The organism is Thermodesulfobacteriota bacterium (assembly GCA_026415035.1).
Taxonomy (GTDB): Bacteria; Desulfobacterota; BSN033; order BSN033; family UBA1163; genus RBG-16-49-23.
In genome coordinates, this window is record JAOAHX010000011.1 from 56,799 (window position 1) to 81,972 (window position 25,174).

The following is a 25,174-nucleotide window of genomic DNA, read 5'->3' on the forward strand; positions in this document are numbered from 1 at the left end:
GAGGAGGGATGGGTTGGAGCTTGGCATTTGGGATTTGAAATTCCAACGACGCATGGGAGGATGGCATGGAGAAATATAAGTGTTCGGTCTGCGGTTATGTTTACGATCCCGCCAAAGGCGATGAGGACGGGGGCGTTCCTCCCAACACGCCTTTTGCTAAAGTCCCTGACTCCTGGGTCTGTCCGGTCTGTGGGGCTCCCAAAGATATGTTCGAGAAGATTTGAGAGCTCAGCGGCCGTAGAGCTTCATCAACTGCTGATAGTCCTGATGGGTGTCGCGGACCATCTCCAAGTCTTTCTCGTGGAGGGGACGAACCGGTTTGGCAGGGGCCCCGAGGGCCAAGGTTTTCGGGGGGATGACGGTCCCCGGGGTGACGACGGAGCCGGCCCCCACGATCGATTCCTCACCGATCTCCGATCCATTTAGAAGGATTGCCCCGATTCCGATGAGGGCCCCTCGTCTGATCGTGCACCCGTGGGCCACGACCCGGTGGCCCAGGACGACTTCGTCTTCGATGAGGAGGGGATAGAGCTTTTTGTCGATGTGAAGGACGCAGGCATCCTGGATATTCACCCTGGAACCGATCCGGATGAAGTTCATATCCGCCCGCACCACGCTGTAGAACCAGATGTTGCTTTCCGGCCCGATCTCCACCTCTCCGATGACCATCGCGCTTTCGGCGATGAAGGCCGTCGGGTCGATCTTCGGCCGTTTTCCGTTGAATTCCAGGATCATCTTCGCTTCCTTCCGGGGACCTCAAGGGGTCAAACGGGGCAGGTCATCCCTCGCGGGGCTTCGATGGAGGCCTCCTTCGTCTTGGCGATCTTTTTGAACAGGCGAGAGACTTCAGGGATCGGGACCTTCTCCGATGCCTCCCAAAAGAATCGGCGCTCTCTCTCCTCGAGGGAGAGGGCGACCTCGAGAAGGTGGCGGTCTTCGGAGCCCCCGAAGGCCTCCACCTCGATTTCGTAATCCTTCCTCTCCAGGCCGGCGACGGGTTCCAGGATCATCTCGGTCACGTTCTCCCTCCGGGTCTGCTCCATCAGGGAGAGATTCTTTCTCGCCTCGGCGAGGAGGGATTGGAGGGCTTCTCTGATGGAAGATGTTTTGGCCTTTTCCACCAGGACCTCATAGGTATCTCTCGAAGCCTGCACCATCTCCGCGGCAAACCCCAAGATGGCGCCGAAGGTGCTTAAGCTCATTTCTGTCCTCTCTGGGAAATCATGTCCATCTCTGAATGACCACCTTCGTATCGGTGAAGAACTGGATGATCTCGCGGCCATGGCCTTTGATGTCACCGAAGAAGGACCCCTTGGTCCCGCCGAAGGGGAAGAAGGCCATGGGGGCGGCGATGCCGAGGTTGATGCCCATCATGCTGGCCACCGCCCGGTACTTGAATTCTCTGGCCGTCTTTCCGTTCGTCGTATAGATACAGGCGGCATTGCCATATTCGCTCTGTTCGATCAATTTCAGGCCTTCGTCCAGGTCCCTCACCCGGATGAGGGAGACCACCGGTCCGAAGATCTCCTCTTTGGCAATGGTCATCTCGGGATGGACCTCGTCGAAGATCGTCGGGCCGACATAGAACCCGTTGGGATATCGCTCTACCTTGATGTCCCGGCCATCGAGGATCAACTTGGCCCCTTCCTGGATTCCCTTCTCAATGTATCCGAGGACCTTCTCCTTGTGTTTTTTCGAGATGACCGGTCCCATCTGGACCCCTTCTTCGAGGCCGTTTCCGACCCTGAGCGCCTTGGCGGCCGCTACAAATTTCTCTTTCAACTCCTGATAGACCTCTCCCACCGCGACCAGGACCGAGCCCGAGAGGCACCGTTCACCGGCGCACCCGAAGAAGGAGGTGAGGAGCGAGGGGATGTGCCTGTCCAGCTCCGCATCGGGCATCACCAGGATGAAGTTCTTCGCCCCGCCGAGGGACTGGACCCTCTTCCCCGTTTCCCCACAGACTTTATAGACGTAGCGCGCCGTCGAGCTTTGGCCCACGAAGGAGATGCCCTTGATGTCCGGATGGTAGAGCATCCCGTTGACCGCCTCCTTTGCCCCATGGACCAGGTTGATCACCCCTTCCGGAAAGCCACATTCGTCGATCAACTCGAAGATCCGGGTCTGGGTCATCGGGACCTGTTCGGAGGGTTTGACGATGTAGGTATTCCCGCAGACCACGGCATAGGGCAAAAACCACCAGGGCACCATGGCCGGGAAGTTGAAGGGAGCGATCACCCCGAAGACGCCCACGGGCTGGCGTTCGGCCGTGCAGTCGATCCCCTGGGCGACATCTTCGAGGTTGTAGCCGGTCATCAAGGTGGTGACGGCCGTGGCATGTTCGACGTTCTCGATCATCCGTCGCACTTCTCCTCTGGCCTCGTCAAGGGTCTTGCCCTCCTCGGTGACCAGGATGCGCGAGATATCCTCGAAGGCCTCCTCGAAGAGGTTTTTCAGTTTAAAGAAGTATCTCGCCCTCGTCAGGGGAGGGGTGCACCGCCATTCCCAATAAGCCTCCTTGGCCGCCTGGACCGCCCGGTCCACGTCCTCCGCCGTGGAAAAGGGGACCTCCCCGATCTTCTCACCCGTGGCCGGACACCAGATGTCGCCGTACTCCTTCACCTTGGGTTCCACCCATTCTCCGTTGATATAGTTTTTGACCCGTTTGGTGAGCACTCCCGTTTTCCTCCCGATCGAGCTTGATTTATTTCGAACCTTCATAATATACTTGGTCGAGACCGTTTTGTAAAGATCGCCTTCCTTCCCGATGGGCCTGTTTCCGAGATGGCGTATCCGACCGGATTCCGAAGATTCCTCCTCTTCCTCGTCCTTTCCTCCTTATTCGTCCTTTCTCAATTTTATCGGGTCTCCAATGCGGTGATCGCACCCAACCTGATCCAAGACCTGAGGCTCAACGCGGAGATGCTGGGCCTCCTCGGCGGCGCCTTCTTTTACGCCTTTACCCTCCTCCAGATTCCCATGGGGCCGATGTTAGACCGGATCGGACCACGATGGATCATGTCCGCCTCCTGTATGATCGGGGCTACCGGGGCCGTCCTGTTCTCTTTCGGAGAAGATTTTCCCACGGTTCTCGCCGGACGGATCCTGATCGGGGCCGGGATGGCCCCCATGCTGATGGGCGCCTTTAAGGCCTTTACGCTTCACTTTCCCCCGAACCAGTTCGCCACCCTGGTGGGGATGATCTCAGCGGTGGGCACCCTCGGAAATATCTTTGCCGCCTCGCCCCTGGCCTATTTCACCTCGGCCATTGGATGGAGGAAGACCTTCTTCTTGACGGGATTGGTAACGCTTCTTCTGGGGTTTCTGATCTTCTGGGCCCTGAGGACGAAAAACGGGGAAGGGGGGGCTCCGTCTGCCCCTGAGGAAACCGGGATGAGCGTTTGGCAATCGATACGCCTCATCCTTCGTTCCCTTGCCTTCTGGCAATTGGGGGTTTTAGCCTTTTTCCGATACGGGACGTTCGTCAGCCTCCAGGGGTTGTGGCTGGGACCTTATCTGATCTCCATCAAGGGGTTTTCACCGCTTGAGGCCGGCAACCTGATCATCCTGCTGGCCATCGGGATCATCGCCGGGAGTCCCATCGGCGGCCGTCTTTCGGATCGTTATCTCCGATCCCGCAAAGGGGTCGCCTTAACCGGGTTGAGCCTCTACTGCCTGAGCCTTCTCCCCCTCAGCGGATTTTGGAAGATCGACCATCCTATTCTGTTCGGTCTGATCCTCTTTTCGATCGGTTTTTTCCATGGCTTCGGAATGTTGATCTACGCCCATGCGAAAGATCTCTTTCCCATCACCATCTCGGGAACGGTGATGACCTATATCAACTTCTTCACCATGGCAGGGGCCGCCCTCTTCATGCCTTTCTTGGGAAGGGTGATCGAGGCCTTTCCCAAGACGGGGGACTCCTATCCTGCCGAGGCCTACCATCTCGCCTTTTTTATCTGCTTTTTAGGGATGACCTCCAGCGTTCTCTTCTACGCCTTCTCGAAGGGCCGAAGATAGTCCGGCCCCGACGCTCCCCCCTCTCTCCTTGATTTCACCCCCTTTCAATGCTAACCTTTAGAAAGAGGGGGCATGGGATGGTCTTGAAAATCTTTTTGGGGATGCTTGTCGGAGGGCTTGGGGGTTTTCTCCTCAGCTTCCTGACCCGTTCGATCGGAAGCGCCTGAACGCTTACCTGCAACCCCTACGTGAGCGTCGCGATCGGCGCTCTCATCGGGTTGTTCTGGGCCTTAGGTTAAGGCCCCGACCATCGGAGGGGACCATGAAAAAAGGAGGGAGGGGCAGGTTCGAATTAAGTCGCCGCGGGTTTTTACAGGTCTTCGGTCTCGGGGGCCTTGTATTTTTCTCGGGAGGGCCCGGCCTTTCCTTTGCCCAGGGTCCGATAGGGGAGAAAAAATACGTGGCCAGGGATTACAGCCGGCTCATCGGGATGGAGGGGTTCAGCGAACCCCTCCTCAGGAACCATTTCGCCCTTTATCAGGGTTATGTCACAAACACCAATCGTCTCCTGGAGATCCTGGCTCAGATGCTCCGAGACGGAAGGGCAGGGTCGCCCGAATATGCAGAGATGAAGAGGCGATTGGGTTGGGAATTCAATGGCATGAGGCTCCACGAATATTACTTCGAAAACCTGGGGGGCAAGGGAGGGCCCGACAGGACGGGAAAACTCTACAAGAGGATCGCCGACGAATTTGGAGGATATGACCTCTGGGAGAGGGATTTTAAGGCGACCGGGATGATGCGGGGGATTGGATGGGCGATCCTCTATCAAGACCCCCAGACCGGAAGGCTTTTCAACTTCTGGATCAACGAACACGAGGTCGGCCACCCCGCGGCCGCAAATCCCCTCTTGGTCCTCGACGTCTTCGAACATGCCTTCATGCTCGATTATGGATTGAGGCGAGGCGACTACATCGAGGCCTTCTTCAAGAACATCGACTGGAAGGCCGTGGAGGCCCGGTTGAAGTGACCCCCCTCCTCATCGGGTCAATTTGAGAGCGATGGTGGCCACATGCCTTCCTTGGAACCTCGCGGCGGCCAGCTCGTTCTCGCTCGGCATCCGTTCTCCCTGCCCGCCGGCGATGGTGGAGGCCCCGTACGGTGAGCCCCCCGTGATCTCATCGATCCGCAACTGCCCCTGAAAACTGTAAGGGAGTCCCACGACGACCATCCCGTGATGGAGGAGGGTGATGTGAAAACTGAGGAGGGTCGATTCCTGACCGCCGTGCTGGGTCGCAGAACTGGTAAAGACGCTTCCGACCTTCCCGATCAAGGCGCCCTTTGCCCAGAGCTGCCCCGTCGCATCGAGAAACTGGCGCATCTGGCCGCACATGTTTCCGAAACGGGTCGGTGTTCCGAAGAGGATGGCATCCGCGGAGGCCAGTTCGTCGACCTGGCAGATCGGGATGTGAGCGAAGGTCTTCTGGGCCTCGAGCGCGCCCATCTTCTTGAGCACCTCCTCCGGCAACGTCTCGGGGACCCTCCGCATTTCGACCACCGCTCCGGGGACCTCCCTGGCTCCCTCCGCAACGGCCTCGGCAAGGCGATGGACGTGACCATACAGGGAGTAGTAAACGACCAATACCTTCATCTTCTCTGCCTCCTTTCTATCGATCCCCCCATCCGAGACGATGGCTCAGGGGGAGAGGGCCGATGATTCTTTGACGAACCGGCCGATCGCATCGAAATATCGCTTCAACCCAACGATCAGGATGTCATTATGGGTTGCCCCTGGAATCATGAGGAGCTCCTTCTTCTCCGACCCGAGATGGCGGTAGAGGTCTTCGGCCTCCTCGAAGGGGACGAGGGTATCGTTCTGGCCGTGAAGAATGAGCGTGGGAAGCCTGATCTGTTCGATCATCCCCACACAGGCCCGATCGATCTCCTCGAGGGGGCTTAAGGGCGCCGGAATTCCGAGGTGGCGGATGATCCGGACCACGCTCGTAAAGCCGCTCTCGATCAGCATGCCCCGGAAAGAATCTTGATGGCGATAGGCCAGTTCGATGGCGGAGATGCTTCCGAGAGATCTTCCCATCACATAGAGGCCAGGATGGGCGTTTCTCTTCCGTAATTCTTCCCTGACGGCCTCGAGGATCTTGGGGGCATCAGAGACGAGGTCGGTCAGGGTAGGCGTGCCCGTGCTGGCCCCGTATCCCCGATAATCGGCCACGATCAGATTGGTCCCCTTCTGATGGTAGAAGAAGGCGGTCCCGTCGTAATCGCTTGCGACCTCACCGTTTCCATGAAAGAACAGGATCGATGGCCATTCCGGTCGGCCCAGGTAGAAGCGGCAGGCGACCGAGACCGAGGGGCCCACCGGGACCATGAGATCGAACCCGTTGGCCGGGCAGGGGGTCACCTCTTTTCGCGGGTAGAAGATGAAGGAAAGTAGGAGTGGATGGTCGAGCAGGGTGTAGTCCGGCATGGCCACTCTCTTTTTCGTCAAACAGGAGAGATCAAACCTTTCCCACCGGGATGATGTAAAGAGGGTCCTCCTCGATGCCGAGGATCTCCTTGACCCGTGCATCGTCAAAGGCGCCGATCATGACCGTGCCCATCCCCAGGCCGACCGCCTGGAGAGAAACATTCTGTCCCACATGGCCCACCTCCATGTGGACATAACGGATCCCCCTCTGACCGTAAGCACGGGTGGTTCGATGATAATCGGCGGCGATGACGAGGCTCACCGGAGCTCGCTCGATCATCCTCTGATCAAGGGAGGCCCGGCAGAGGGCTTTTCTAAGATCCTGATCTTTTATCTCCTCCAGGCTATGCTTCGGGACGGAGTAGTGATAGAGACCAGGCTTGAGCCCTTCTGCTTCTCCGGCCACCAGGTAAATCTCAAGGGGATAGGTCGCTCCTGCAGAGGGGGCGGTCCTGCGGTGGAGATTCTTTCCCATGGCAGACCAGAGGAGCTGCGCCACCTCCTGCAGCCGGAGACCCGCCTTTTGATAATCCCTCACCGATCTCCTCTGGTTGAGGACCTCCTCAATGGAGATCGACCCTCTGTCGAAAGGCTTCGGGAGCTTCACTTCTCGGCTCACGGCCACCCTCCTACATTTCCAACAATGTCCCTTGGAGACCCTTGACCACCTCGGCCATCTTGTCGAAATCGAGGGTCTCGATCCGATCCGTCTCCTGGTGGTAATGGGGGTTTCTGAAGAAGGAAGTATCGGTCACCATGATGGCCTTGAACCCATGGTGCCAGAACGAGGAATTGTCCGAAAGGTTGATCCCTCCGAAGAACTCGGGGCCGGTCAGGGACCTGACGTCCAGGGAGGCATGTCTCTTGATCCCCTTCCTGAAGAGGGAGACGTATTTGGCTGACCGAAAATTCCCGACCACCCCGATAAAATCGGCCCTTTCGGGGTAGAAGTGTCTCATAATCGGAAGGGGGTAGTTTTGAATTGGGTCTGGCCGGAAGTAACCGATCATCTCGAGCGAGACCATCACCTCGACGGGACGGCAGGCCTCTTTGAGGGTTTTAGCCAAGACCATGCTCCCCATGTTAGAGAATCCGAAACAGGGCGGCTCCTCATTGGCGAAGGCGACGAAGAGGAGGGTCTTTCGGCTCGGAAGGTCTCGGAGGAGCCTGGCCAGTTCAAGGAGGCCTGCCACGGCTGAGGCGTTGTCGTCTGCCCCCGGCGTGCCAGGAACCGTATCGTAATGGGCGCCGATGACCACCGTGGCCTCCTCCTTCCCCCTCTTTTCGGCGATCAGGTTGGAGACCGTCTTTCCATAACAGGGGTAGGTCTGGCGCTCGACCGGATAACCGTCAGCGAACAATGCCGATTCAATATAGTTGGCCGCCTCTTGGAGAGAATCTCCCTTCCAGAGATGGCGCTCGCCGATCGTGACGGCGAGCGATTCCACATGACGGTAGAGATGCTCCATCACCTTCTCTTTATGAAACGGAAAAGGCACCATCCTCCCAATTTTACTCCATTTGGGTCCTCTCTTCCACCCTTCCCGTCCAACCGGGTCTATTATCTCGGACCCTGGGGACGGGGCCTCTGGCCGAGGGTCGATCCAGGGCAGGGGCGAAGGCGACGACCGGAGGTCCTTAAAAGATTTCGCCTCCGAAGCCCTTCGCCCGCTTGAAATGGTCCCCATGTTTCATTATAATTCCTAACGGCTTATCAATTCCGTGTCAAAGGAGGTATGGGCTGATGAGAACGGTAAGGGTATGGGTCTGTCTCACTCTGGTGATCGCGTTAGGGTTGATAGGATCGGGGTGTGCCAAGCCACCGGAGGCAGAGCGGGAAGCGGCCAAGAAGGCCATGGAGGCGGCAGTTTCGGCGGGTGCTGAGAAATATGCCGGGCCGGATTTCGAGGCGGAGAAGAAAACCTGGGACACTGCAGAGTCCCAGATGAAGGAGAAGAAGTATAAAGAGGCCAAAGAAGGCTACGTTAATGCCAAGGCCGGTTTTGAAAAGGCGGCCTCGGCGGTCGCCGCGGGTAAGAAGGCGTTGACGGAGGAGGCCAATGCGCTCCTTGGCCAGCTCGAGTCGGCTTGGAAAGACTTGGAAGCCACTGCCAAAAAGCTGGAGAAGCAGCTGAAGGAGAAAAAGGAGGCCTGGGCCGGAGAGGTTAAAGCAATCCAGGAAGGGCTGGCAAAGGCAAAGGAGCTGATCCCTACCGATCCCGCAGGGGCGAAGGCCAAGCTGGAAGAGGTCAAGGGAGTGATCGAAAAGTGGGGCCAAACCTTCAAGGAGTTAACGGCCCCTGGGGCGAAACCGGCACCGGCTAAGAAATAAGACGATTTCTTAAAAGGATCGAAAGGGCTTTACGGGACGATCTTCGGGATCGTTTCGTAAAGCCCTTTTCTTTCCCGGGGGCTTTGGGGGTGTAAGCCGGGGGCAAAGGGCCCTATGGTGCGCTCCCCTTTCCTTCCAGGGCGGCCGCAATATGGCGGATCATCTGACGATGGACATCGAAGTAGATCTCGGGGGAGAGAAAGTAGTCGGGATGCTCTTCATAGAAAGAGGCGATCAGTCTCCTGGCCGCTGCATCAATATCCCGGGTAGCGCGATAGGCCTCCTCCATCTCGGCCCGTTTCCTCTTCGCCATCTCGATCGTCTGGGGGATGAAGGTCCGGGCCTCCTCCCCGAGGACATACCCGTAATGATCGGCGCCATATATTTCAACCGGAAGTTCCCTCAGACGTTCCAGACTCTCCTGATATCGGGTGAAGTTGGAGTTCCCTGAAACAACGATCGTCTCCCCGAAGGGAATTCCCCCTCCATCCGTCGGAAACAGTGCCTTGAAGGCCGGTACATAGGCCGCCAGGCAGCAGGAGGAGTGGCCAGGGGTTTCGAAGACGATGACCTCCAGGCCCCCCAGGTCGATACGATCCCCCTCTTGGAGGGGGCTTCCCGTGATGTCCTTTCTCCACTCCAGGTCGTATTCCGAGAGGAGAGAGTCCATGCCCATCCGCGTCGCCACCTCGCGGCTGAATTCGTTGATGGTGGCGATCGCCTTCTCCATGGAGAGGATCTCCCAGGCCCGTTGAGAGGCCAGGACCTCGATCTCGGGTGCCCTTCGTTTGAAGAAGGGGACGACCCCGATGTGATCGAAGTGGGAATGGAGGATCAGGACCTTTCCGATCCGTCTCTCCTCGATCCCGAAGGCTCTCATCTGGTGGAGGACTTCCGGGACGAGGTAGCTCATCCCTCCGCTGATGAGCAGAGAGCTCTCCTGCCCTTCGAGGAGGTAGATTCCGCTCTCCCTTCGGCCCAGATACCAGAGGCCGTCTCGAATTTTGCCTGGACGTCGGACCCTCATCCTTCCCTTCCTTTTCGGGAGGAATCGCAAGCCCCGGGGGGAGGATTCAAGGAGGATGGCAAAGACAAAAAAGCCCCGTGCCGTTTTAAGAAAGGCACAGGGCCCGCTGTCTTTGGGTCAGCCCGCAGGGTCATTTCGCCTTCTCTTTTTTCTCGGGCTTCTTCGCCCCTTTCCCTTGGGCCGCTTTCTTCTTCGGGGCCACCTTTCCGATCATCGCCTTGGCCTTTTCGACCGTCGATGGCTTCTTCTCTTCGGCCGGGGCGTAGGAGACGAGTTCGATGAGGGAGAGGGGGGCCCCATCGCCCTGCCGCCAGCCCAGCCGGTAGATCCGGGTATATCCTCCTTGGCGATCCCCCATTTTGGGGGCGATCTCGTCGAAGAGTTTTTTCACGATGGTTTCGTTTCGAAGTCGGGCGAAGGCCAACCTCCGGGCGTGGAGGGTGTTCTTCTTGGCCAGGGTGATGATCTTGTCGGCCAGGATGCGGAGCTCCTTGGCCTTGGCCAGCGTGGTCCGGATCCGCTCATGTTGAAGGAGCGAGACCAGCATGTTCCTGAACATCAACTCCCGATGTTTGGTGTGTCGGCTCAATTTCCTTCCTGCAACGCGGTGCCTCATGCTGAACTCCTATCTCAGGGGGCCTCGGCCTCGGTCCCCTCTTGTTCCTTCTTGGCTTTGTAAGGCCAGTTGTCGATCTTCATGCCGAGGGTGAGCCCCATCTTTGCCAAGACCTCCTTGATCTCGTTGAGGGATTTTCGGCCGAAGTTTTTGGTGGCCAGGATCTCCGCCTCGGTCTTCTGGACGAGATCGCCGATCAGCTTGATATTGGCATGTTTCAGACAGTTGGCCGCCCGGACGGAGAGCTCGAGCTCGTCCACGCTTCGGAAAAGGTTCTCATTCAGCGGCTCGGCCTCCTCCTGCGGTTCTGGAGCCAAAGATTCCTCCTCCTCTTCTTCCTCAAAGGAGATGAAGATGGAGAGCTGATCCTTCAGGATCTTGGCGGCATGGGCGACGGCCTCCTCGGGGGTGAGGCTTCCGTCTGTCCAGACCTCAAGGGTCAATTTGTCATAATCCGTGATCTGCCCCACCCTGGCATTGGTCACGGTATAGTTCACCTTTTTGATGGGCGAGAAGATGGCGTCCATCGGGATCGTTCCGATGGGCATGTTTTCGTCCCGGTTCCGTTCCGCAGGGACATAGCCCCTTCCCATCTTGACCGTCATCTCCATGTTGAGCTTGGCATCCCGGGAGAGGGTGGCGATCGGGTGATCGGGGTTGAGGATCTCGACCGCATCCCCGGTCTGGATGTCGCCCGCTTTCAAGACGCCGGGCCCCTCTGCTTTGACGCGAACCGTCTTGGGCCCTTCGGTGTGGAGTTTAAGCCTCACTTCTTTGAGGTTGAGGATGATTTCGGTGACGTCCTCCTTCACGCCGGGGATCGTGGAGAATTCGTGGAGGACGCCGTCTATCTTCACCGAGGTGATCGCCGCCCCTTGGAGGGAGGAGAGGAGGATCCGCCGGAGAGAATTTCCGATGGTGATGCCGAACCCTCGCTCGAAGGGTTCCGCCATGAACTTCCCATAGAAAGGGGTGAGGGTCTCTTTCTCCACTTCCAATCGCTTCGGTCGAATCAGGTCTTTCCAGCTTTTTTGAACCATATCGCCTCCCTTTTCCTAAAAAGGGGTGAGAAAGATTTATTTGGAGTAGAGCTCGACGATCAACTTCTCCTGGATGGGCAGGGTGATGTCCTCTCGGGAAGGAAGGGCCTTCACCGTCCCTCTCATCTGCTCTTTCTCTAATTCTAACCAAGAGGGCACTCCTCGCCGGGCCACGGCTTCCAGGGCCTCCTGGATGCGGGTCAGATGCTTGCTTTTTTCCCGCACGGAGATGACGTCCCCGGGCTTCAGGAGGTAGGAAGGGATATTGACCTTGGTCTGGTTGACGAGGAAGTGGTTGTGTCGGACCAGCTGGCGGGCCTCGTTCCTCGAACTGGCGAACCCGAGCCGGTAGACGGCATTGTCCAGGCGACGTTCGAGAAGCTGGAGCAGGATCTCTCCGGTGATCCCTTTGCGGCGATCGGCCTCCTTGAAGGTGTTTCGGAACTGTCTTTCCAAAAGACCATAGACCCTCTTCACCTTCTGTTTCTCTCTCAACTGGGCCCCGTAGTCGGTAGCCTTTTTTCGACTCTGCCCATGTTGGCCGGGCGCATAACCTCTTCGCTCAAAGGCACATTTTTCGGTATAACACCTCTCTCCCTTGAGAAAGAGTTTCAGGTTCTCCCTCCGACAGAGTCGACAAACCGAAGCGGTATATCTGGCCAAAGTCTCCTCCTCGATGAAATTCGTTTCTCCCCTTCTTAGACGCGCCTCCGTTTGGGCGGACGACATCCGTTATGGGGGATCGGTGTCACATCCTTGATCATATGGACCTTCAACCCCGTGGCCTGAAGCGAGCGGAGGGCCGATTCCCTGCCCGCCCCAGGACCTTTCACATAAACGTCGATGGTCCGGACGCCATGCTCCATGGCCTTTTTGGCGGCATCTTCTGCGGCCATCTGGGCAGCGAAGGGAGTGCTCTTGCGGGACCCTTTGAATCCCTGGGTCCCCGCGCTCGACCAGCAGATGACCCGCCCCTCGTGGTCCGTGATGGTGATGATGGTATTGTTGAAGGTGGCCTGGATGTGGGCGATGGCCGACTGGATATTCTTCTTTACCTTCTTCTTTTTGCTCCCTGGAGCAGTGGCCATATCTCCTCCTCGTGGCGTTCAGGGCTACTCCTTCTCTTTCTTCTTTCCGATGATGGCCCGGCGCGGGCCTTTCCGGGTCCGGGCATTGGTATGAGTCCTCTGGCCCCGCACCGGAAGGGATCGGCGATGGCGGAGCCCCCGATAGGACCCGATGTCCATCAAACGCTTGATGTTGGTCGCCACCTCTCTCCTGAGGTCTCCCTCCACCTTGTATTCCTGATCGATGATCTCCCGGATCCGAACGACCTCGGCTTCGGTCAACTGATGGACCTTCGTATCCTTGTTCACCTTGGCCTTTTCAAGGATCTTGTTGGCCGAGGGCCTTCCGATCCCATAGATGTAGGTGAGGGCGATCTCCACCCGCTTGTCCTTGGGAAGATCGACACCCGCAATTCGTGCCATGATATGCTCCTTCGTCGCCGTTTGGGGTTGAAAGATTGCTCCGGCCCCCGTGCCCTATGTCCGGGCAAAGGCCCGAGAGGCCCCCAACCCCTATCGTCTTTTAGCCCTGTCTCTGTTTGTGCTTCGGATTCTCGCAGATGACCCGGACCACCCGTTTTCGCCGGACGATTTTACATTTGTCGCAGATCTTTTTGACTGAGGCTCTCACTTTCACGTTCTATTTCTCCCGGTAGATGATCCTTCCCCGGGTGAGGTCATAGGGAGACAGTTCGACCGTCACTTTATCTCCGGGGAGGATCTTGATAAAGTGCATTCTCATCTTTCCAGAGATATGGGCGAGCACCTTGTGCCCGTTTTCCAGCTCCACCCGGAACATGGCGTTGGGAAGCGTCTCGAGAACCTTTCCTTCAACCTGAATGGCCTCTTCTTTCGGCATCGATGGCTTCTCCCTTTCGCCTTTCATCCAGGCGTGGCCTGGAGGAGACGAAGGATCTGTTGGAAAATGTGCTCTGCCTCGCCCTGCCCTTGGATCGACCGGAGGAGGTTTCGGTCTCGATAATACTGGATGAGGGGAGCGGTCTGCCGCTCATAGGTCTCGAGTCGGGTTCGAATCGCCTCCTCCCGATCATCCTCCCTCTGATAGAGGGCACCGCCGCATCGGTCGCAGAGATTGTCCTTCTTCGGGGGATGGAAGAGGACATGAAACATCGCCCCGCACTCCCTGCAGGTTCGCCTCCCGGTCAATCGCCTCACCAACTCATCCGTTTCGACCTCGATGTTGAGGACATGGTCGATCCTCTTTCCGAGCTTGGCCAGGAGGGACTGGAGGGCCTCCGCCTGGGGGAGGGTCCTCGGGAAACCGTCGAGGATGAAACCGGCCTGGCAGTCGTCGGCCTTAAGCCGCTCCTCGATGATGCCGATGACCACCTCATCCGGGACGAGCTCCCCCCGATCCATGAACTGCTTGGCCCGAATCCCTAAAGGGGAGGCCTCCCTCACCGCGGCCCGGAGGATGTCGCCGGTGGAGATCTGGGGGATGTGAAAATGGCCGACGATCCTCTGGGCCTGCGTCCCTTTCCCAGCCCCAGGGGGGCCTAACAGAATGAGATTCATCGAAATACCCTCATCGCCCGTCCCATCCGAATGAAAGGAACCTAACGTCTCCCCTTGAGCTTCCCTTTTTTCATCAGGCCTTCGTAGTGTCGGGTCAACAGATGGGCCTCGATCTGCTGAACCGTATCGAGGGCCACCCCCACCACGATGAGGAGCGCGGTCCCTCCAAAGTAGAAGGGGACATTGAACCGACTGACCAGAATGGTCGGGAGAACACAGACCGCTGCCACATAGAGGGCCCCCCCCAAGGTGATCCGGGTCAGGACCTTATCGATATATTCCGCCGTTTTTTGGCCGGGGCGGATGCCAGGGATATACCCTCCGAACTTCTTCATGTTTTCAGCGACATCCGCCGGGTTGAAGGTGACGGCCGTGTAGAAGAAACAGAAGAAGATGATGAATCCGACATAGAGGAGGTTATAAAGGAGCGCGTTTGGAGAAAGACTGTGGAGGATGGCCTGGATCCAAGAATGGGATTCCACCCAGGGCTTGGGCAGGAAATTGGCGATCGTGAGAGGAAACATCAGGATCGAGGAGGCGAAGATCGCAGGGATGACCCCAGCGGTATTCAATTTGAGGGGGAGATGGGTGCTTTGCCCGCCGTAGACCCTCCTCCCTACGATCCGTTTGGCATACTGGACCGGAAGCCTCCTCTGACTCGTCTCGACGAAGATGATGGCGGCGATGACGGCGACCATCAGGACGATCAGAAAGAGGATGGTGACGAGGCCGAGCTGTCCCACCCGGAACAGTTCATAGGTGGTGGCGATCGCGTTGGGGAGCCTGGCGACGATCCCGGCAAAGATGATGAGGGAGATTCCGTTCCCGATGCCCCGTTCGGTGATCTGCTCCCCGAGCCACATGAGGAACGCCGTTCCCGCGGTCAGGGTGATGACGGTCAGGAGACGGAAGGACCACCCGGGGTTGAGGACGACCATCTCGCCCGCCGCGCCCGTCATGTTCTCGAGGCCGACGGCGATGCCGAATCCTTGGATCATGCTGAGGAGGACGGTTCCGTAGCGGGTGTATTGGACGATCTTCCTCCTCCCCAACTCCCCCTCTTTCTGGAGCTGGGCGAGGTAGGGGATGACCACGGTGAGCAGCTGGAGGATGATCGAGGCGCTGATATAGGGCATGATGCCCAAGGCGAAGACGGAGAGCCGCTCCAAGGCCCCTCCCGAGAACATGTCGATGAGGCTGAAGAGGGTCCCCCTCGCATGGGCGAAGAAAGAGGCGAGGGCATCGCCGTTGATCCCAGGCGTCGGGATGTGAACCCCGATGCGATAGATGGCCAGAAAGAGGAAGGTCATCAGAATCCTTCGCTTCAACTCCGGGATCTTGAAAATGGTCTGAGCCCCCGAGATCATGACCTGATGACCTCCACCTTTCCGGAGGCCTGCTCCACTTTTTTGACCGCGGCCAGGCTTGCCCGGTGGACCCGGATCGTCATCGGATGTTCAAGGTCCCCGTCGGAGAGGAGTTTGATCGTCTCCCCTTTTCGACAGAGACCGGCGGCGACCAAGCGTTCCGGGTCAACGATCGCATCTTTTTCGAAGCGGTTGAGGTCCCGGAGATGGATGATGGAGACCTTCTCCTTGAAGGGGTTCCGGAACCCCCGCTTGGGCAGCCGCCTCTGAAGCGGCATCTGGCCACCCTCAAATCCGGCCTTGGGACCTCCGCCGGACCGAGCCCGCTGGCCTTTATGGCCCTTGCAGGCGGTCTTGCCGTGGCCAGACCCGGGCCCCCTTCCCACCCGTTTCCTCTTCTTCCTCGATCCCTCCGCGGGTTTCAGTTCAGAAAGTCTCATCGCCTATGCCTCTTCTCCTTGGTCGATCAATTCGACGAGATGGGGAACCTGCTGGATCATGCCCCGTATGGTCGGATGATCCGGAAGGAGTCGGACCTGGTTCAGTCGTTTGAATCCGAGGGCCTTGATGATCCTCTTCTGCGGTTCCGGTCGGCCGATGACGCTCCGTTTCCATCTCACCCGAATCCTTCTCTCTCCCTCGGTTTGCGCCGTCATGATCCCTGACCTCTCAGCTTGGATTCTCCTTGGAGGCCTTCCTCATCTGAAGAACCTCCTCCGGGTATTTCAACTGGCTGATGGCCGCCATCGTGGCCTTCACCAAATTGTAGGGGTTGTTGGACCCAAGGGATTTGGTCAGAATGTTTTCGATGCCGGCCGACTCCGCAATGGCCCTCACCGCGGCGCCTGCGATCACCCCCGTTCCCTCCGATGCGGGCTTCAAGAGGACCTTGGAGGCTCCAAATTTGCCCATGACCTCATACGGGATGGTCTTGTTGACCAGGGGGACTTTGATCAAGCTCCGCTTCGCATGTTCCACCGCCTTCCGGATGGCCTCCGGGACCTCGTTCGCCTTTCCCATGCCACTTCCCACATGGCCTTGGCCATCGCCCACGACGACCAGGGCGCTGAAACTGAACCGCCTGCCGCCTTTGACCACTTTGGCCACCCGGCGAATGTCCACGACCCGGTCTGTCAACTCCAACGTGCTTGGATCAATCTTTGGCAATGTCGCTCCCTCCCGAGAAGGATTTCCGAGGGACGGGCCCGGAGTTGCGGAATGTCCTTAAGAGGATCCTCTTCCAATCCCTTTTGGACGATGGGGCTGTTCCGCAAGGGCCCTCCCGGTCAAAAGATGAGCCCTCCTGCCCTTGCGGCTTCGGCCAGGGCCTTCACCCTTCCGTGGTAGAGATATCCGTTTCGGTCAAAGACGACCTTCTGTATCCCCTTCTCCAGACATTTCTTGGCGATGAGCTCCCCGACCTTCTTGGCGGCTTCCACGTTTCCCGTCGCCCGAAGGGTTCCCCGGAGCTCCGGACTGAGGGTGGAGGCACTGGCCACGGTCCGGCCCGTGGTATCGACGATGGCCTGGGCATAGATATGCTTCAGGCTCCTGAAGACATTGAGGCGAGGCCGTTCGGCCGTCCCTCGTATCCGGCTTCTGACCCTCCTCTTTCGCTTCCTCCTTGCCAAGATCTTCTTCGGTACCATATCGTTCCGACTTCCTTCTCTTTAGGCTTTCGTCTTGCCGACTTTCTTGCGAATCTTTTCCCCGAGATAGCGAATCCCCTTTCCCTTGTAGGGTTCGGGAGGCTTGATCGCCCGAATTTTGGCAGCGGTATTCCCGACCAGCTCTTTATCCACCCCCCTTACGGTGATCAGGGTCTGTTTCTCCACCTCCATTTTGATCCCTTCCGGAATGGGAAAGAGGACCGGGTGGGAAAACCCGAGGGAGAGCTTGAGGGTGTTGCCTTGGACATCAGCCCGATAGCCCACGCCGACGATCTCCAGTCTCTTTTCAAAACCCTGGGTCACGCCCGTCACCATGTTGGCGATCAGGCTGCGGGTGAGGCCGTGGAGGGCCTTGAGGGTCCTTTCCTCCCGTTCCTTCTGAACCAAGATCTTCCCGCCATCCACCGAGACCAGGATCCCGCGGGGGATGGGAAGGGAGAGCGTCCCTTTGGGCCCCGAGACCTCGATCTTCGATGGGTCATGGGAGACCTTCACATCCTTCGGCAGGGGGATGGGCATTCTTCCGATACGAGACATAGCCACTCCTCACATCCGAATATCGTCGCCTCAGAGGCGGATCCGAAACAGGCCTTCCGAGGAGGGCCAGGCCGCAAGGGACCCCGGCTTCGGATTTTCCTCCTCCGGGCTCCGAATTTCGAGATCACCAGACATAACACAACACCTCACCGCCCACATGGAATTTTCTCGCCCCCTTGTCGGTCAGCACGCCCTTGGAGGTGGAGAGGATGGAGATCCCCAGGCCGCTCATCGGGGAGGGGATTCGATCGGTTCCCACATAGACCCTCCGGCCAGGCTTGCTGATGCGGCGGATGTGGATCAATCCCTTTCGGTTTGCATCGTACTTGAGGACGATGCGGATCACCGGGTGATCCTTTTCCCCTTTCAACACCTTGAAGTGGGTGATGAAGCCCTCCTCCTTCAGGATCTTGGCGATCTCGTGTTTCAACTTGGAGTAGGGGATATCGACGCTTTCGAATCGGGCCTTGGAGGCATTTCGGATGAGCGTGAACATATCGGCCAATGGATCGGTCATCGACATAGAGGACTCCGTTCAGGTTACCAGCTCGCCTTGATCACTCCCGGGATCTCTCCGCGGGAGGCATGTTTTCTGAAACAGAGGCGACACATGCTGAATTTTCGCAGAAACGCCCGAGCCCTTCCGCAGAGAGGGCAACGGTTGTATTGGCGGACCTTGAATTTCTGCTTTCGCTTGGCTTTATTCATCAGGGCTAATCTGGCCAATGGTCTTTCCCCCGTTCGAAGATCGGTGGAGGGCGGGGTCCCTCAAGGCCCGACCCTCCATCGGATTAATTCCTGAAGGGCATCCCGAGCAGCCTCAAGAGCTCTTTCCCCTCCTCGTCGGTCTTGGCGGTGGTGTTGATGACGATGTTCATCCCCTTGACCTTGTCAATCTTGTCGTAATGGATCTCCGGAAAGATGAGCTGCTCCTTGACGCCCAAGGCGAAGTTCCCCCGTCCATCGAAGGATTTCGAGGAGACCCCTTTAAAGTCCCTCACCCTCGGAAGGGCCACGTTGACGAGGCGATTGAAGAATTCATACATCCGGTCCTTCCGGAGGGTGACCCTGACCCCGATGGGCATCCCAGCCCTCAGCTTGAACTGGGCAATCGACTTTTTGGCCTTGGTGATCACCGCCTTCTGCCCAGTGATGAGGGTCAGCTCCTGAACGGCGGAGTCCAGGATCTTGATGTTCTGGATGGCTTCCCCCAATCCCATGTTGATCACGATTTTGTCCAGCCGAGGGACCTCCATCCGGTTCCGGTATTGGAAACGCTTCATCAGGGCCGGGACGACCTGTTCCTGATAGATCTCTTTCAATTTGGGCATCGCATCTCCCTATTTGTCAAAGATTTCACCGCATTTTTTACAGTACCGGACCTTCTTCCCCCCCTCGATGAAACGATGGCCAATCCGCACTGGCTTGTTACACTTTTCGCAGAGAAGCATCACATTCGAGAGGTGGAGGGGGGCCTCCTTTTCGAGGATCCCGCCTCGTTTCTGTTGTCCGTGGGGACGGGTATGGCGTTTGATGAAGTTGATCTTTTCGACGACCACCCTCCCTTTTTCCGGCAAGACCCTCAACACCCGTCCGCTCTTCCCTTTCTCCCGACCGTGGATGACCATGACCAGGTCATTCTTTTTGATATAGCTTCTCGAAGCGACCATGCCCTGTTCCTTTCCACCCTTCAGAGAACCTCTGGGGCGAGCGAGATGATCTTCATGAAACGTTTCGCCCTCAACTCCCTGGCCACCGGCCCAAAGATTCGGGTCCCGATCGGCTCCCCCTGAGGGTTGATCAAAACCGCCGAGTTGTCGTCAAATTTGATGTAGGAGCCATCGGGACGTTTGACCTCCTTTTTGGTCCGGACGATCACGGCCCTGGCCACATCCCCCTTCTTGATCTTGGAGTTGGGCAGAGCATCCTTGACCGAAACGATGATGACATCTCCCAGGGTGGCATATTTCCTTTTGGTTCCCCCGAGGACTTTGATGCACCCCAGGCGTTTGGCTCCCGAATTGTCCGCCACATCAAGAATCGTTCGCATCTGGATCATGGTGAACCCCTCGATGGAAAGGGAGGGCTGGAGGCCATCCCTTTCGACATCCCCCTTTCGGCCTCCGACGAAGATCAGGTGGCCCGTTCGAGAATCTCCTTGACCCGCCACCGCTTTTCGCGGCTGAGGGGACGGGTCTCGATCAACAGAACCCGATCGCCGACCTTGCATTCGTTCTTCTCGTCGTGGGCCTTGACCTTCTTTCTCTTTCGGACATACTTTTTATAAACAGGATGGAGGACGAGACGGTTGACCATGACGACGACCGTCTTGTCCATTTTGTCGCTGGAGACGACGCCCGTTAACGTTTTTCTCTTTCCTCGCTCTGCCATGGGCCTCACTTTCCTTGGTTAAGGGCCTTCTCCCTTAAGATCGTCTTGATCCTGGCGATGTCCTTTTTCACCTGGGGGATCCGCATCGTATTTTCCAGCTGCCCGGTGGCGTGCTGGAATCTCAGGTTGAAGAGTTCCTCTTGAAGCTCCCTCTCCTTCTGGATCAGCTCCCCTTCGCTCAACAACCGGAGATCTTTGGCCTTCATGGACGGCTCCCCCTTGTGACGAACCTTGTGGAGATGGGCAATTTATGGGAGGCCAGCAGAAAGGCCTCCTTTGCCCTTTCCTCAGGCACCCCTTCCATCTCATAGAGGATCCTTCCAGGCCGGATGACGGCCACCCAGTCTTCAGGGGGGCCTTTTCCCTTTCCCATGCGGGTCTCGGCGGGTTTCTTGGTGATGGGTTTGTCCGGAAAGATCCGGATCCAGATCCGGCCGGTCCTCTTGATGAATCGGGTCATGGCGATCCGGGCGGCCTCGATCTGGCGTGAGGTCAACCATCCGCATTCCATCGCCTGGAGGCCGAATTCGCCGAAATGAAGTTTGTTTCCCCTGGAGGCGACCCCTTTCATCCTCCCCTTCTGCATCTTCCGGTATTTCGTTCGCTTCGGCATCAACATAGGTCATTTCCCCTTAATCCGGAGGTCCGGAAACATCGTCCCGAGGAGGGGTTAGAGGGGCCTCTCCTCTCCCTCTCTCTGAACATAGGTCTCTCCGTGAAAGATCCAGACCTTGACCCCGATGACCCCGTAGGTGGTCTTCGCCTCGGCCAGGCCGAAATCGATATCCGCCCGCAGCGTGTGGAGGGGGACCCGACCTTCGAGGTAACGCTCATGGCGGGCCATTTCCGCCCCACCGAGCCTTCCCGAGACGGCGATTTTGATCCCCTTGGCCCCGAGCTTCATGGCGGAGGAGACCGCCTTTTTCATCGCCCTCCTAAACCCCACCCGCCGCTCCAGCTGAAGGGCGACATTCTCGGCCACCAGCTGGGCATTCGTCTCCGCCCGTTTCACCTCCTGGATATTGACGATGACCTCCTTCTGGGTCATCTTCTGCAATTCTTTTTTGAGGTTTTCGACCTCCGCCCCTTTTTTTCCAATGATGATCCCCGGACGGGCCGTCCAGATCGTCACCTTCATCTTCTTGGCCTTGCTGGCCGCCCGTTCGATCTCGATCTTGGAGACCCCGGCGTGATAGAGTTTTTTCTTCAGATAATTGCGGACCTGAATATCCTCGATGAGAAGCTGGGGATAGTCCCTCCCAGCGAACCATCGGGAATCCCAGGTCTTGATGAACCCCAGTCGAAACCCTATCGGATGGACTTTCTGACCCAATGCTTGGCCTCCTTTCACGGGATCCTCTTCCCCTTCAGGGGGGACCCCTCCTCGATCCCTTCTCTTCAGGGCTTCATTTCTCGTCGAGGACGATGGTGATGTGGCTCGTCCGCTTTCGAATGAGCGTGGCCCGGCCGAGGGCCCGGGGCAGATATCGCTTCCAGGTCACTCCCTGATCCACGGTGATCCGTTTGACGAAGAGACGGTCGATGTCGATGTTCTTCTTTTGCGTGGCGTTGGCGATGGCCGATTTGAGCAATTTCAGGACGATTTTCGCCGCCATTTTCTTGGTAAAAGAGAGGATCTGGACCGCCTCTTCGGTGCCCTTTCCTCGAATCAGATCGGCCACCAATCTGGCCTTTCGCGGGGCGACCCGCACAAATCTCAATCTGGCTCGAACTTCCATCTTGTCCCACCTTTAATCCCAATCCGAAGGGGTTGGGGTTAGGCCGTCTTCCCTTTCACCTTCGTCTTCCGATCTCCCGAGTGGCCATGGAAGGTCCGGGTGGGCGAGAATTCTCCCAGTTTATGTCCCACCATCTCTTCGGTGACGAAGACCGGGATGAATTTCCTCCCGTTGTGGACGGCAAAGGTCAAGCCGACCATTTCCGGGATGATGGTAGACCGCCTTGACCAGGTTTTGATGACCTTTCCTTCTTTGGAACGTCGGGCCTCTTCGATCTTCTTCCTCAGGTGACCATCCACAAAGGGCCCCTTTTTGATCGACCGAGCCATCAATCTCTCCTCTTCAGAATATACTTATCCGTCCGTTTGTTCTTGCGCGTCTTCTTCTCGAGGACTCCCCAAGGGGTGCAGGGATGTCGACCGCCGGAGCTCTTCCCTTCTCCGCCGCCGAGGGGATGGTCGATCGGGTTCATGGCCACGCCACGGGTCACCGGCCGCCAGCCCCGCCATCGCGCCCGGCCGGCCTTTCCCCACGAGATATTCTCATGCTCGAAGTTGCTCACCTGGCCGATCGTGGCATAGCAGTCCTGGTGAATCAACCGAACCTCGCCCGAGGGGAGCTTGACATGGGCATATTTGCCCTCTTTGGCCATCAGCTGGCCGCTCGTCCCCGCGCTTCGGATGATCTGGCCCCCCTTCCCGATCTTCAGCTCCACATTGTGGATCAGCGTCCCCGTGGGGATGTTTCGAAGGGGAAGGGCGTTGCCGGGTTTGATATCGGCATTGGGGCTGGCGATGACCTGATCGCCCACCTTCAACTGATCGGGCGCGAGGATATATCGCTTCTCCCCGTCCGCATAGTGGAGCAGGGCGATCCGGGCGGAGCGATTGGGATCGTACTCGACGGAGACCACTTTTGCGGGGATGTCCCGTTTGTCCCGTTTGAAATCGATGATCCGGTACATCCTCTTGTGACCGCCGCCCCGGTGCCAGGCCGTGATCCTCCCGTAACAGTTCCTCCCCCCGGTCTTCCTCAGGGGTCGGAGGAGGCTCTTCTCGGGCGTGGTGGTGGTGATCTCCTCAAAGGTGGAGACGGTTTGAAACCGCCTTCCCGGAGAGGTGGGTCTGTATTTTTTAATGCCCATCGTTGCACTCCCTGTTCACGGACCCCGATCTCACGATCAGGCTCCTTCGAAGAATTCGATCCGATCGCCCTCCCTCAGGGTGACGATGGCCTTCTTCCAGTCTGGCCTCTTCCCGTATTTCCTTCCCAGCCGTTTCACTTTGCCCAGGACGTTGAGGGTACGGACTTTGTCCACCTTCACTTTGAAGAGGTGTTCCACGGCCTCCTTGATCTCGATCTTGTTCGCATGCCGATCGACCTCAAAGGCATATTGTCGAGCCTCCTCCTTTTGGAAGGTGCTCTTCTCCGTGATCAACGGCCTGAGGATGATCTTTTGAGGTTCTTTCATGATGCAAACACCCCTTCTATCTTTTCGAGGGCCGGGGCCAATAAGATCAGGTGATCGTGCCTCAACAGGTCGTAGACGTTGAGGTTCTCCCAACGGATGACCTCGACCTTAGGGATATTTCGAGCCGATCGCTCCAAGAAGACGTGGGGCCCGTCCGTGACGATCAGGGCGTCGTTGACCTGAAACCTTCGAAGCATCTCGGCGACCACCCGGGTCTTGAACGTCTTCGAGGGGAATTCCTCGAGGAGGATCAATTTCCCTTCCTGCCGTTTCAAGCTCAGGGCGGAGAGGAGCGCGGCACGTCTCATCTTTTTGGGAAGGGAGAGGGTGTAATCCCTCGGCATGGGCCCGAAGATGGTCCCTCCTCCCCTCCAGAGCGGTGAGCGACGGCTCCCTGCGCGAGCCCTGCCCGTCCCCTTCTGTCGATAGGGTTTGGCCCCTCCTCCCCGAACGAGGGCTTTGTTTTTGGTGGCCGCGGTCCCCTTCCGCTTGGCCGCCAACAGAGCCCGGACCGAATCGTGCAGGAGGGTGGGGTGGATTTTGGCCCCGAAGATTCGATCGTCGAGCTCGACTTCCCTGAGCTTCTGCTGGTTGATGTCATAGACGGCGCATGTGCTCATGTCATCCCCTTCATCACGTGGAGGCCTCGGCCGCCTTCTTCTCCTTCGCCTTGGTGGCCGTTCGGATGAGAAGCCATCCATTGCGGCATCCTGGAACGCTTCCCTTGAGGAGGAGGAGATTCCGTTCCTCCCTCACCTCCAGGATGGTGAGGTTCTGTAGGGTCACCCGGGCATGGCCGTAGTGGCCGGGCATCTTCTTCCCTTTGAAGACATGGTGGGGGTAGGTATTGGCCCCGACCGATCCGCCGTGGCGAAAGTATTCATGCGTGCCGTGGGAGCCCGGTGCCCCGTGAAACCCATGCCGTTTCATGACGCCCGCAAACCCTCTCCCTTTGCTGAGGCCGGTCACATCGACGAGGTCGCCCGGTTTGAAGAGGGAACCGACGTTGATCTCCTGGCCGAGCTCATAACCCTCGGTGCTCTCCACGCGGAATTCCCTCAGGTAGGTGAACGGAGGCGTCCCGGCCCTCTTAAAATGTCCGGCCAAAGGTCGGTTGACTCGTCTCTCCTTCTTCGGAAGAAAGCCGAGCTGGAGGGCCTCGTAACCGTCCTTTTCTTTGACCTTCTTCTGGGTGACCCAGCAGGGCCCGGCCTCCACGACGGTGACCGGAACGACCGACCCGTCTTCCTGAAAGATCTGGGTCATCCCTAACTTTCGACCGATGATCCCGAGCGTCCGTTTCATGGTCGTTCCCTTCCTTAAAGTTTGATCTCCACGTCGATCCCCGCGGGGAGATCGAGCTTCATCAGGGCGTCGACGGTCTGCTGGGTGGGTTCGATGATATCGAGCAATCGTTTATGAGTCCGGATCTCAAACTGCTCCCTCGACTTTTTGTCCACGTGAGGGGATCGCAGGACGGTGTATCGGCTGATCTTGGTCGGCAAAGGGATCGGGCCCGCCACGCTGGCCCCCGTCCGTTTGACCGTGTCGACGATCTCCGCGGTCGACTTGTCGAGCAGCTTATGGTCGTAGGATTTAAGGCTGACCCTGATCTTCTGAGCTGTCATTCCCTTTCCCTCTCCTCTCAACCTGTCAACAGGCGGACCGGTGCTCCTATTCGAGGATATCGCTGATGACGCCGGCGCCGACGGTTCGTCCGCCCTCCCGGATGGCAAACCGCAACTCCTTCTCCATCGCAATGGGCGTGATCAACTCCACCGTCAACTGCACATTGTCCCCCGGCATCACCATCTCCACCCCCTCCGGCAACGTCGCCACCCCCGTCACATCCGTCGTCCGAAAATAAAACTGAGGCCGATACCCACTAAAAAACGGCGTATGACGCCCCCCCTCCTCCTTCGTCAAAATGTACGTC

General features: G+C 57.9%; 43 protein-coding genes. 4 read left to right on the forward strand and 39 right to left on the reverse strand.

Annotated elements, in window-relative coordinates; all coding sequences use genetic code 11:
- Positions 1-65 precede the first annotated feature (65 nt).
- Positions 66-224 carry a rubredoxin gene (locus tag N3G78_08215; GenBank protein MCX8117897.1) on the forward strand — a complete coding sequence of 53 codons (159 nt, stop codon included), beginning with the start codon at positions 66-68 and terminating at the stop codon, positions 222-224.
- A gap of 4 nt (positions 225-228) precedes the next feature.
- Here the strand turns inward: N3G78_08215 and N3G78_08220 are convergent, their stop codons facing one another.
- The 3 genes from N3G78_08220 to N3G78_08230 are packed head-to-tail and all read right to left on the reverse strand — an operon-like array spanning position 229 to position 2,721.
- Positions 229-735 (reverse strand): gamma carbonic anhydrase family protein, encoded by a 507-nt coding sequence (locus N3G78_08220; protein MCX8117898.1) that lies wholly within the window; start codon positions 733-735, stop codon positions 229-231.
- 29 nt (positions 736-764) lie between these two features.
- The gene (locus N3G78_08225) at positions 765-1,202 is read right to left on the reverse strand and encodes a hypothetical protein (GenBank protein ID MCX8117899.1); all 438 of its coding nucleotides are present in this window, start codon (positions 1,200-1,202) and stop codon (positions 765-767) included.
- A 19-nt stretch (positions 1,203-1,221) separates the two neighbouring features.
- The gene (locus N3G78_08230; GenBank protein MCX8117900.1) at positions 1,222-2,721 is read right to left on the reverse strand and encodes a CoA-acylating methylmalonate-semialdehyde dehydrogenase; all 1,500 of its coding nucleotides are present in this window, start codon (positions 2,719-2,721) and stop codon (positions 1,222-1,224) included.
- Positions 2,722-2,784: 63 nt separating this feature from the next.
- On the opposite strand from N3G78_08230, the gene N3G78_08235 reads away from it, so the two are divergent.
- Entirely contained in the window at positions 2,785-4,020 is a 1,236-nt protein-coding gene (locus N3G78_08235) for an MFS transporter (protein ID MCX8117901.1), read from the forward strand.
- 430 nt (positions 4,021-4,450) lie between these two features.
- Positions 4,451-4,990: a Fe-Mn family superoxide dismutase gene (locus N3G78_08240; protein MCX8117902.1), complete on the forward strand. Its 540-nt coding sequence runs from the start codon at positions 4,451-4,453 to the stop codon at positions 4,988-4,990.
- A 9-nt stretch (positions 4,991-4,999) separates the two neighbouring features.
- On the opposite strand, the gene wrbA is transcribed toward N3G78_08240, so the two are convergent.
- Genes wrbA through N3G78_08260 form a run of 4 tightly spaced genes read right to left on the reverse strand, consistent with a single transcriptional unit; the run spans position 5,000 to position 7,947 of the window.
- Positions 5,000-5,611 (reverse strand): NAD(P)H:quinone oxidoreductase, encoded by a 612-nt coding sequence (wrbA, locus tag N3G78_08245; protein ID MCX8117903.1) that lies wholly within the window; start codon positions 5,609-5,611, stop codon positions 5,000-5,002.
- A gap of 45 nt (positions 5,612-5,656) precedes the next feature.
- Positions 5,657-6,466, reverse strand: coding sequence for an alpha/beta hydrolase (locus tag N3G78_08250; protein MCX8117904.1), 810 nt, complete (start codon positions 6,464-6,466; stop codon positions 5,657-5,659).
- Between the two features lie 10 nt (positions 6,467-6,476).
- The gene (locus N3G78_08255) at positions 6,477-7,064 is read right to left on the reverse strand and encodes a SagB/ThcOx family dehydrogenase (protein MCX8117905.1); all 588 of its coding nucleotides are present in this window, start codon (positions 7,062-7,064) and stop codon (positions 6,477-6,479) included.
- Between the two features lie 10 nt (positions 7,065-7,074).
- Positions 7,075-7,947 (reverse strand): M20/M25/M40 family metallo-hydrolase, encoded by an 873-nt coding sequence (locus N3G78_08260; GenBank protein ID MCX8117906.1) that lies wholly within the window; start codon positions 7,945-7,947, stop codon positions 7,075-7,077.
- 242 nt (positions 7,948-8,189) lie between these two features.
- On the opposite strand from N3G78_08260, the gene N3G78_08265 reads away from it, so the two are divergent.
- A complete protein-coding gene (locus N3G78_08265; protein ID MCX8117907.1) occupies positions 8,190-8,777 on the forward strand; it encodes a hypothetical protein in 588 nt (195 codons plus the stop codon).
- A gap of 112 nt (positions 8,778-8,889) precedes the next feature.
- Here the strand turns inward: N3G78_08265 and N3G78_08270 are convergent, their stop codons facing one another.
- The 32 genes from N3G78_08270 to tuf form a co-directional block, all read right to left on the reverse strand.
- Positions 8,890-9,804 carry an MBL fold metallo-hydrolase gene (locus N3G78_08270; protein ID MCX8117908.1) on the reverse strand — a complete coding sequence of 305 codons (915 nt, stop codon included), beginning with the start codon at positions 9,802-9,804 and terminating at the stop codon, positions 8,890-8,892.
- Between the two features lie 130 nt (positions 9,805-9,934).
- Positions 9,935-10,420 (reverse strand): 50S ribosomal protein L17, encoded by a 486-nt coding sequence (gene rplQ / locus N3G78_08275; protein MCX8117909.1) that lies wholly within the window; start codon positions 10,418-10,420, stop codon positions 9,935-9,937.
- A gap of 14 nt (positions 10,421-10,434) precedes the next feature.
- Positions 10,435-11,460, reverse strand: a complete 1,026-nt coding sequence (locus N3G78_08280) for a DNA-directed RNA polymerase subunit alpha (GenBank protein ID MCX8117910.1) — start codon at positions 11,458-11,460, stop codon at positions 10,435-10,437.
- A 36-nt stretch (positions 11,461-11,496) separates the two neighbouring features.
- A complete protein-coding gene (gene rpsD, locus N3G78_08285; GenBank protein MCX8117911.1) occupies positions 11,497-12,123 on the reverse strand; it encodes a 30S ribosomal protein S4 in 627 nt (208 codons plus the stop codon).
- A gap of 35 nt (positions 12,124-12,158) precedes the next feature.
- The gene (gene rpsK / locus N3G78_08290; GenBank protein MCX8117912.1) at positions 12,159-12,548 is read right to left on the reverse strand and encodes a 30S ribosomal protein S11; all 390 of its coding nucleotides are present in this window, start codon (positions 12,546-12,548) and stop codon (positions 12,159-12,161) included.
- A 24-nt stretch (positions 12,549-12,572) separates the two neighbouring features.
- Complete coding sequence (rpsM, locus tag N3G78_08295) at positions 12,573-12,950, reverse strand: 30S ribosomal protein S13 (GenBank protein MCX8117913.1); 378 nt, start codon at positions 12,948-12,950, stop codon at positions 12,573-12,575.
- A 100-nt stretch (positions 12,951-13,050) separates the two neighbouring features.
- On the reverse strand, positions 13,051-13,164 hold the full coding sequence (rpmJ, locus tag N3G78_08300; GenBank protein MCX8117914.1) for a 50S ribosomal protein L36: 114 nt from the start codon (positions 13,162-13,164) through the stop codon (positions 13,051-13,053).
- A 3-nt stretch (positions 13,165-13,167) separates the two neighbouring features.
- Positions 13,168-13,386: a translation initiation factor IF-1 gene (gene infA / locus N3G78_08305; protein ID MCX8117915.1), complete on the reverse strand. Its 219-nt coding sequence runs from the start codon at positions 13,384-13,386 to the stop codon at positions 13,168-13,170.
- A 23-nt stretch (positions 13,387-13,409) separates the two neighbouring features.
- Entirely contained in the window at positions 13,410-14,063 is a 654-nt protein-coding gene (locus tag N3G78_08310; protein ID MCX8117916.1) for an adenylate kinase, read from the reverse strand.
- A gap of 41 nt (positions 14,064-14,104) precedes the next feature.
- Positions 14,105-15,430 carry a preprotein translocase subunit SecY gene (secY, locus tag N3G78_08315; GenBank protein ID MCX8117917.1) on the reverse strand — a complete coding sequence of 442 codons (1,326 nt, stop codon included), beginning with the start codon at positions 15,428-15,430 and terminating at the stop codon, positions 14,105-14,107.
- On the reverse strand, positions 15,427-15,870 hold the full coding sequence (rplO, locus tag N3G78_08320; GenBank protein ID MCX8117918.1) for a 50S ribosomal protein L15: 444 nt from the start codon (positions 15,868-15,870) through the stop codon (positions 15,427-15,429). Before rplO ends, secY begins: the two co-directional genes overlap by 4 nt.
- Before the next feature lie 3 nt (positions 15,871-15,873).
- A complete protein-coding gene (gene rpmD / locus N3G78_08325; GenBank protein MCX8117919.1) occupies positions 15,874-16,086 on the reverse strand; it encodes a 50S ribosomal protein L30 in 213 nt (70 codons plus the stop codon).
- A gap of 13 nt (positions 16,087-16,099) precedes the next feature.
- Entirely contained in the window at positions 16,100-16,597 is a 498-nt protein-coding gene (rpsE, locus tag N3G78_08330; protein MCX8117920.1) for a 30S ribosomal protein S5, read from the reverse strand.
- A 119-nt stretch (positions 16,598-16,716) separates the two neighbouring features.
- Positions 16,717-17,079 (reverse strand): 50S ribosomal protein L18, encoded by a 363-nt coding sequence (rplR, locus tag N3G78_08335; GenBank protein ID MCX8117921.1) that lies wholly within the window; start codon positions 17,077-17,079, stop codon positions 16,717-16,719.
- Between the two features lie 21 nt (positions 17,080-17,100).
- On the reverse strand, positions 17,101-17,637 hold the full coding sequence (gene rplF, locus N3G78_08340) for a 50S ribosomal protein L6 (GenBank protein MCX8117922.1): 537 nt from the start codon (positions 17,635-17,637) through the stop codon (positions 17,101-17,103).
- A gap of 124 nt (positions 17,638-17,761) precedes the next feature.
- A complete protein-coding gene (gene rpsH, locus N3G78_08345) occupies positions 17,762-18,160 on the reverse strand; it encodes a 30S ribosomal protein S8 (protein ID MCX8117923.1) in 399 nt (132 codons plus the stop codon).
- 17 nt (positions 18,161-18,177) lie between these two features.
- A complete protein-coding gene (locus N3G78_08350) occupies positions 18,178-18,363 on the reverse strand; it encodes a type Z 30S ribosomal protein S14 (GenBank protein MCX8117924.1) in 186 nt (61 codons plus the stop codon).
- 65 nt (positions 18,364-18,428) lie between these two features.
- Positions 18,429-18,968: a 50S ribosomal protein L5 gene (rplE, locus tag N3G78_08355; GenBank protein MCX8117925.1), complete on the reverse strand. Its 540-nt coding sequence runs from the start codon at positions 18,966-18,968 to the stop codon at positions 18,429-18,431.
- Between the two features lie 9 nt (positions 18,969-18,977).
- A complete protein-coding gene (gene rplX / locus N3G78_08360) occupies positions 18,978-19,307 on the reverse strand; it encodes a 50S ribosomal protein L24 (protein ID MCX8117926.1) in 330 nt (109 codons plus the stop codon).
- 20 nt (positions 19,308-19,327) lie between these two features.
- Complete coding sequence (gene rplN, locus N3G78_08365; protein ID MCX8117927.1) at positions 19,328-19,696, reverse strand: 50S ribosomal protein L14; 369 nt, start codon at positions 19,694-19,696, stop codon at positions 19,328-19,330.
- 74 nt (positions 19,697-19,770) lie between these two features.
- Positions 19,771-20,028: a 30S ribosomal protein S17 gene (gene rpsQ, locus N3G78_08370; protein ID MCX8117928.1), complete on the reverse strand. Its 258-nt coding sequence runs from the start codon at positions 20,026-20,028 to the stop codon at positions 19,771-19,773.
- 5 nt (positions 20,029-20,033) lie between these two features.
- Positions 20,034-20,234, reverse strand: coding sequence for a 50S ribosomal protein L29 (gene rpmC, locus N3G78_08375; GenBank protein ID MCX8117929.1), 201 nt, complete (start codon positions 20,232-20,234; stop codon positions 20,034-20,036).
- A complete protein-coding gene (rplP, locus tag N3G78_08380; protein MCX8117930.1) occupies positions 20,231-20,647 on the reverse strand; it encodes a 50S ribosomal protein L16 in 417 nt (138 codons plus the stop codon). The genes rpmC and rplP overlap by 4 nt, the downstream gene beginning before the upstream one ends.
- A 51-nt stretch (positions 20,648-20,698) precedes the next feature.
- Entirely contained in the window at positions 20,699-21,361 is a 663-nt protein-coding gene (gene rpsC / locus N3G78_08385) for a 30S ribosomal protein S3 (GenBank protein MCX8117931.1), read from the reverse strand.
- Between the two features lie 73 nt (positions 21,362-21,434).
- Positions 21,435-21,767, reverse strand: a complete 333-nt coding sequence (gene rplV / locus N3G78_08390) for a 50S ribosomal protein L22 (GenBank protein ID MCX8117932.1) — start codon at positions 21,765-21,767, stop codon at positions 21,435-21,437.
- A 38-nt stretch (positions 21,768-21,805) separates the two neighbouring features.
- Entirely contained in the window at positions 21,806-22,096 is a 291-nt protein-coding gene (rpsS, locus tag N3G78_08395) for a 30S ribosomal protein S19 (protein MCX8117933.1), read from the reverse strand.
- On the reverse strand, positions 22,096-22,911 hold the full coding sequence (gene rplB / locus N3G78_08400) for a 50S ribosomal protein L2 (protein ID MCX8117934.1): 816 nt from the start codon (positions 22,909-22,911) through the stop codon (positions 22,096-22,098). Before rplB ends, rpsS begins: the two co-directional genes overlap by 1 nt.
- 36 nt (positions 22,912-22,947) lie before the next feature.
- Positions 22,948-23,238, reverse strand: a complete 291-nt coding sequence (locus N3G78_08405; protein ID MCX8117935.1) for a 50S ribosomal protein L23 — start codon at positions 23,236-23,238, stop codon at positions 22,948-22,950.
- A complete protein-coding gene (rplD, locus tag N3G78_08410; protein ID MCX8117936.1) occupies positions 23,235-23,858 on the reverse strand; it encodes a 50S ribosomal protein L4 in 624 nt (207 codons plus the stop codon). Before rplD ends, N3G78_08405 begins: the two co-directional genes overlap by 4 nt.
- A gap of 13 nt (positions 23,859-23,871) precedes the next feature.
- Entirely contained in the window at positions 23,872-24,543 is a 672-nt protein-coding gene (gene rplC / locus N3G78_08415) for a 50S ribosomal protein L3 (GenBank protein ID MCX8117937.1), read from the reverse strand.
- 14 nt (positions 24,544-24,557) lie between these two features.
- A complete protein-coding gene (gene rpsJ, locus N3G78_08420; GenBank protein MCX8117938.1) occupies positions 24,558-24,866 on the reverse strand; it encodes a 30S ribosomal protein S10 in 309 nt (102 codons plus the stop codon).
- Between the two features lie 46 nt (positions 24,867-24,912).
- Positions 24,913-25,174, reverse strand: a 262-nt coding sequence (gene tuf / locus N3G78_08425) for an elongation factor Tu (GenBank protein ID MCX8117939.1), incomplete at its 5' end; no start/stop codon positions are given.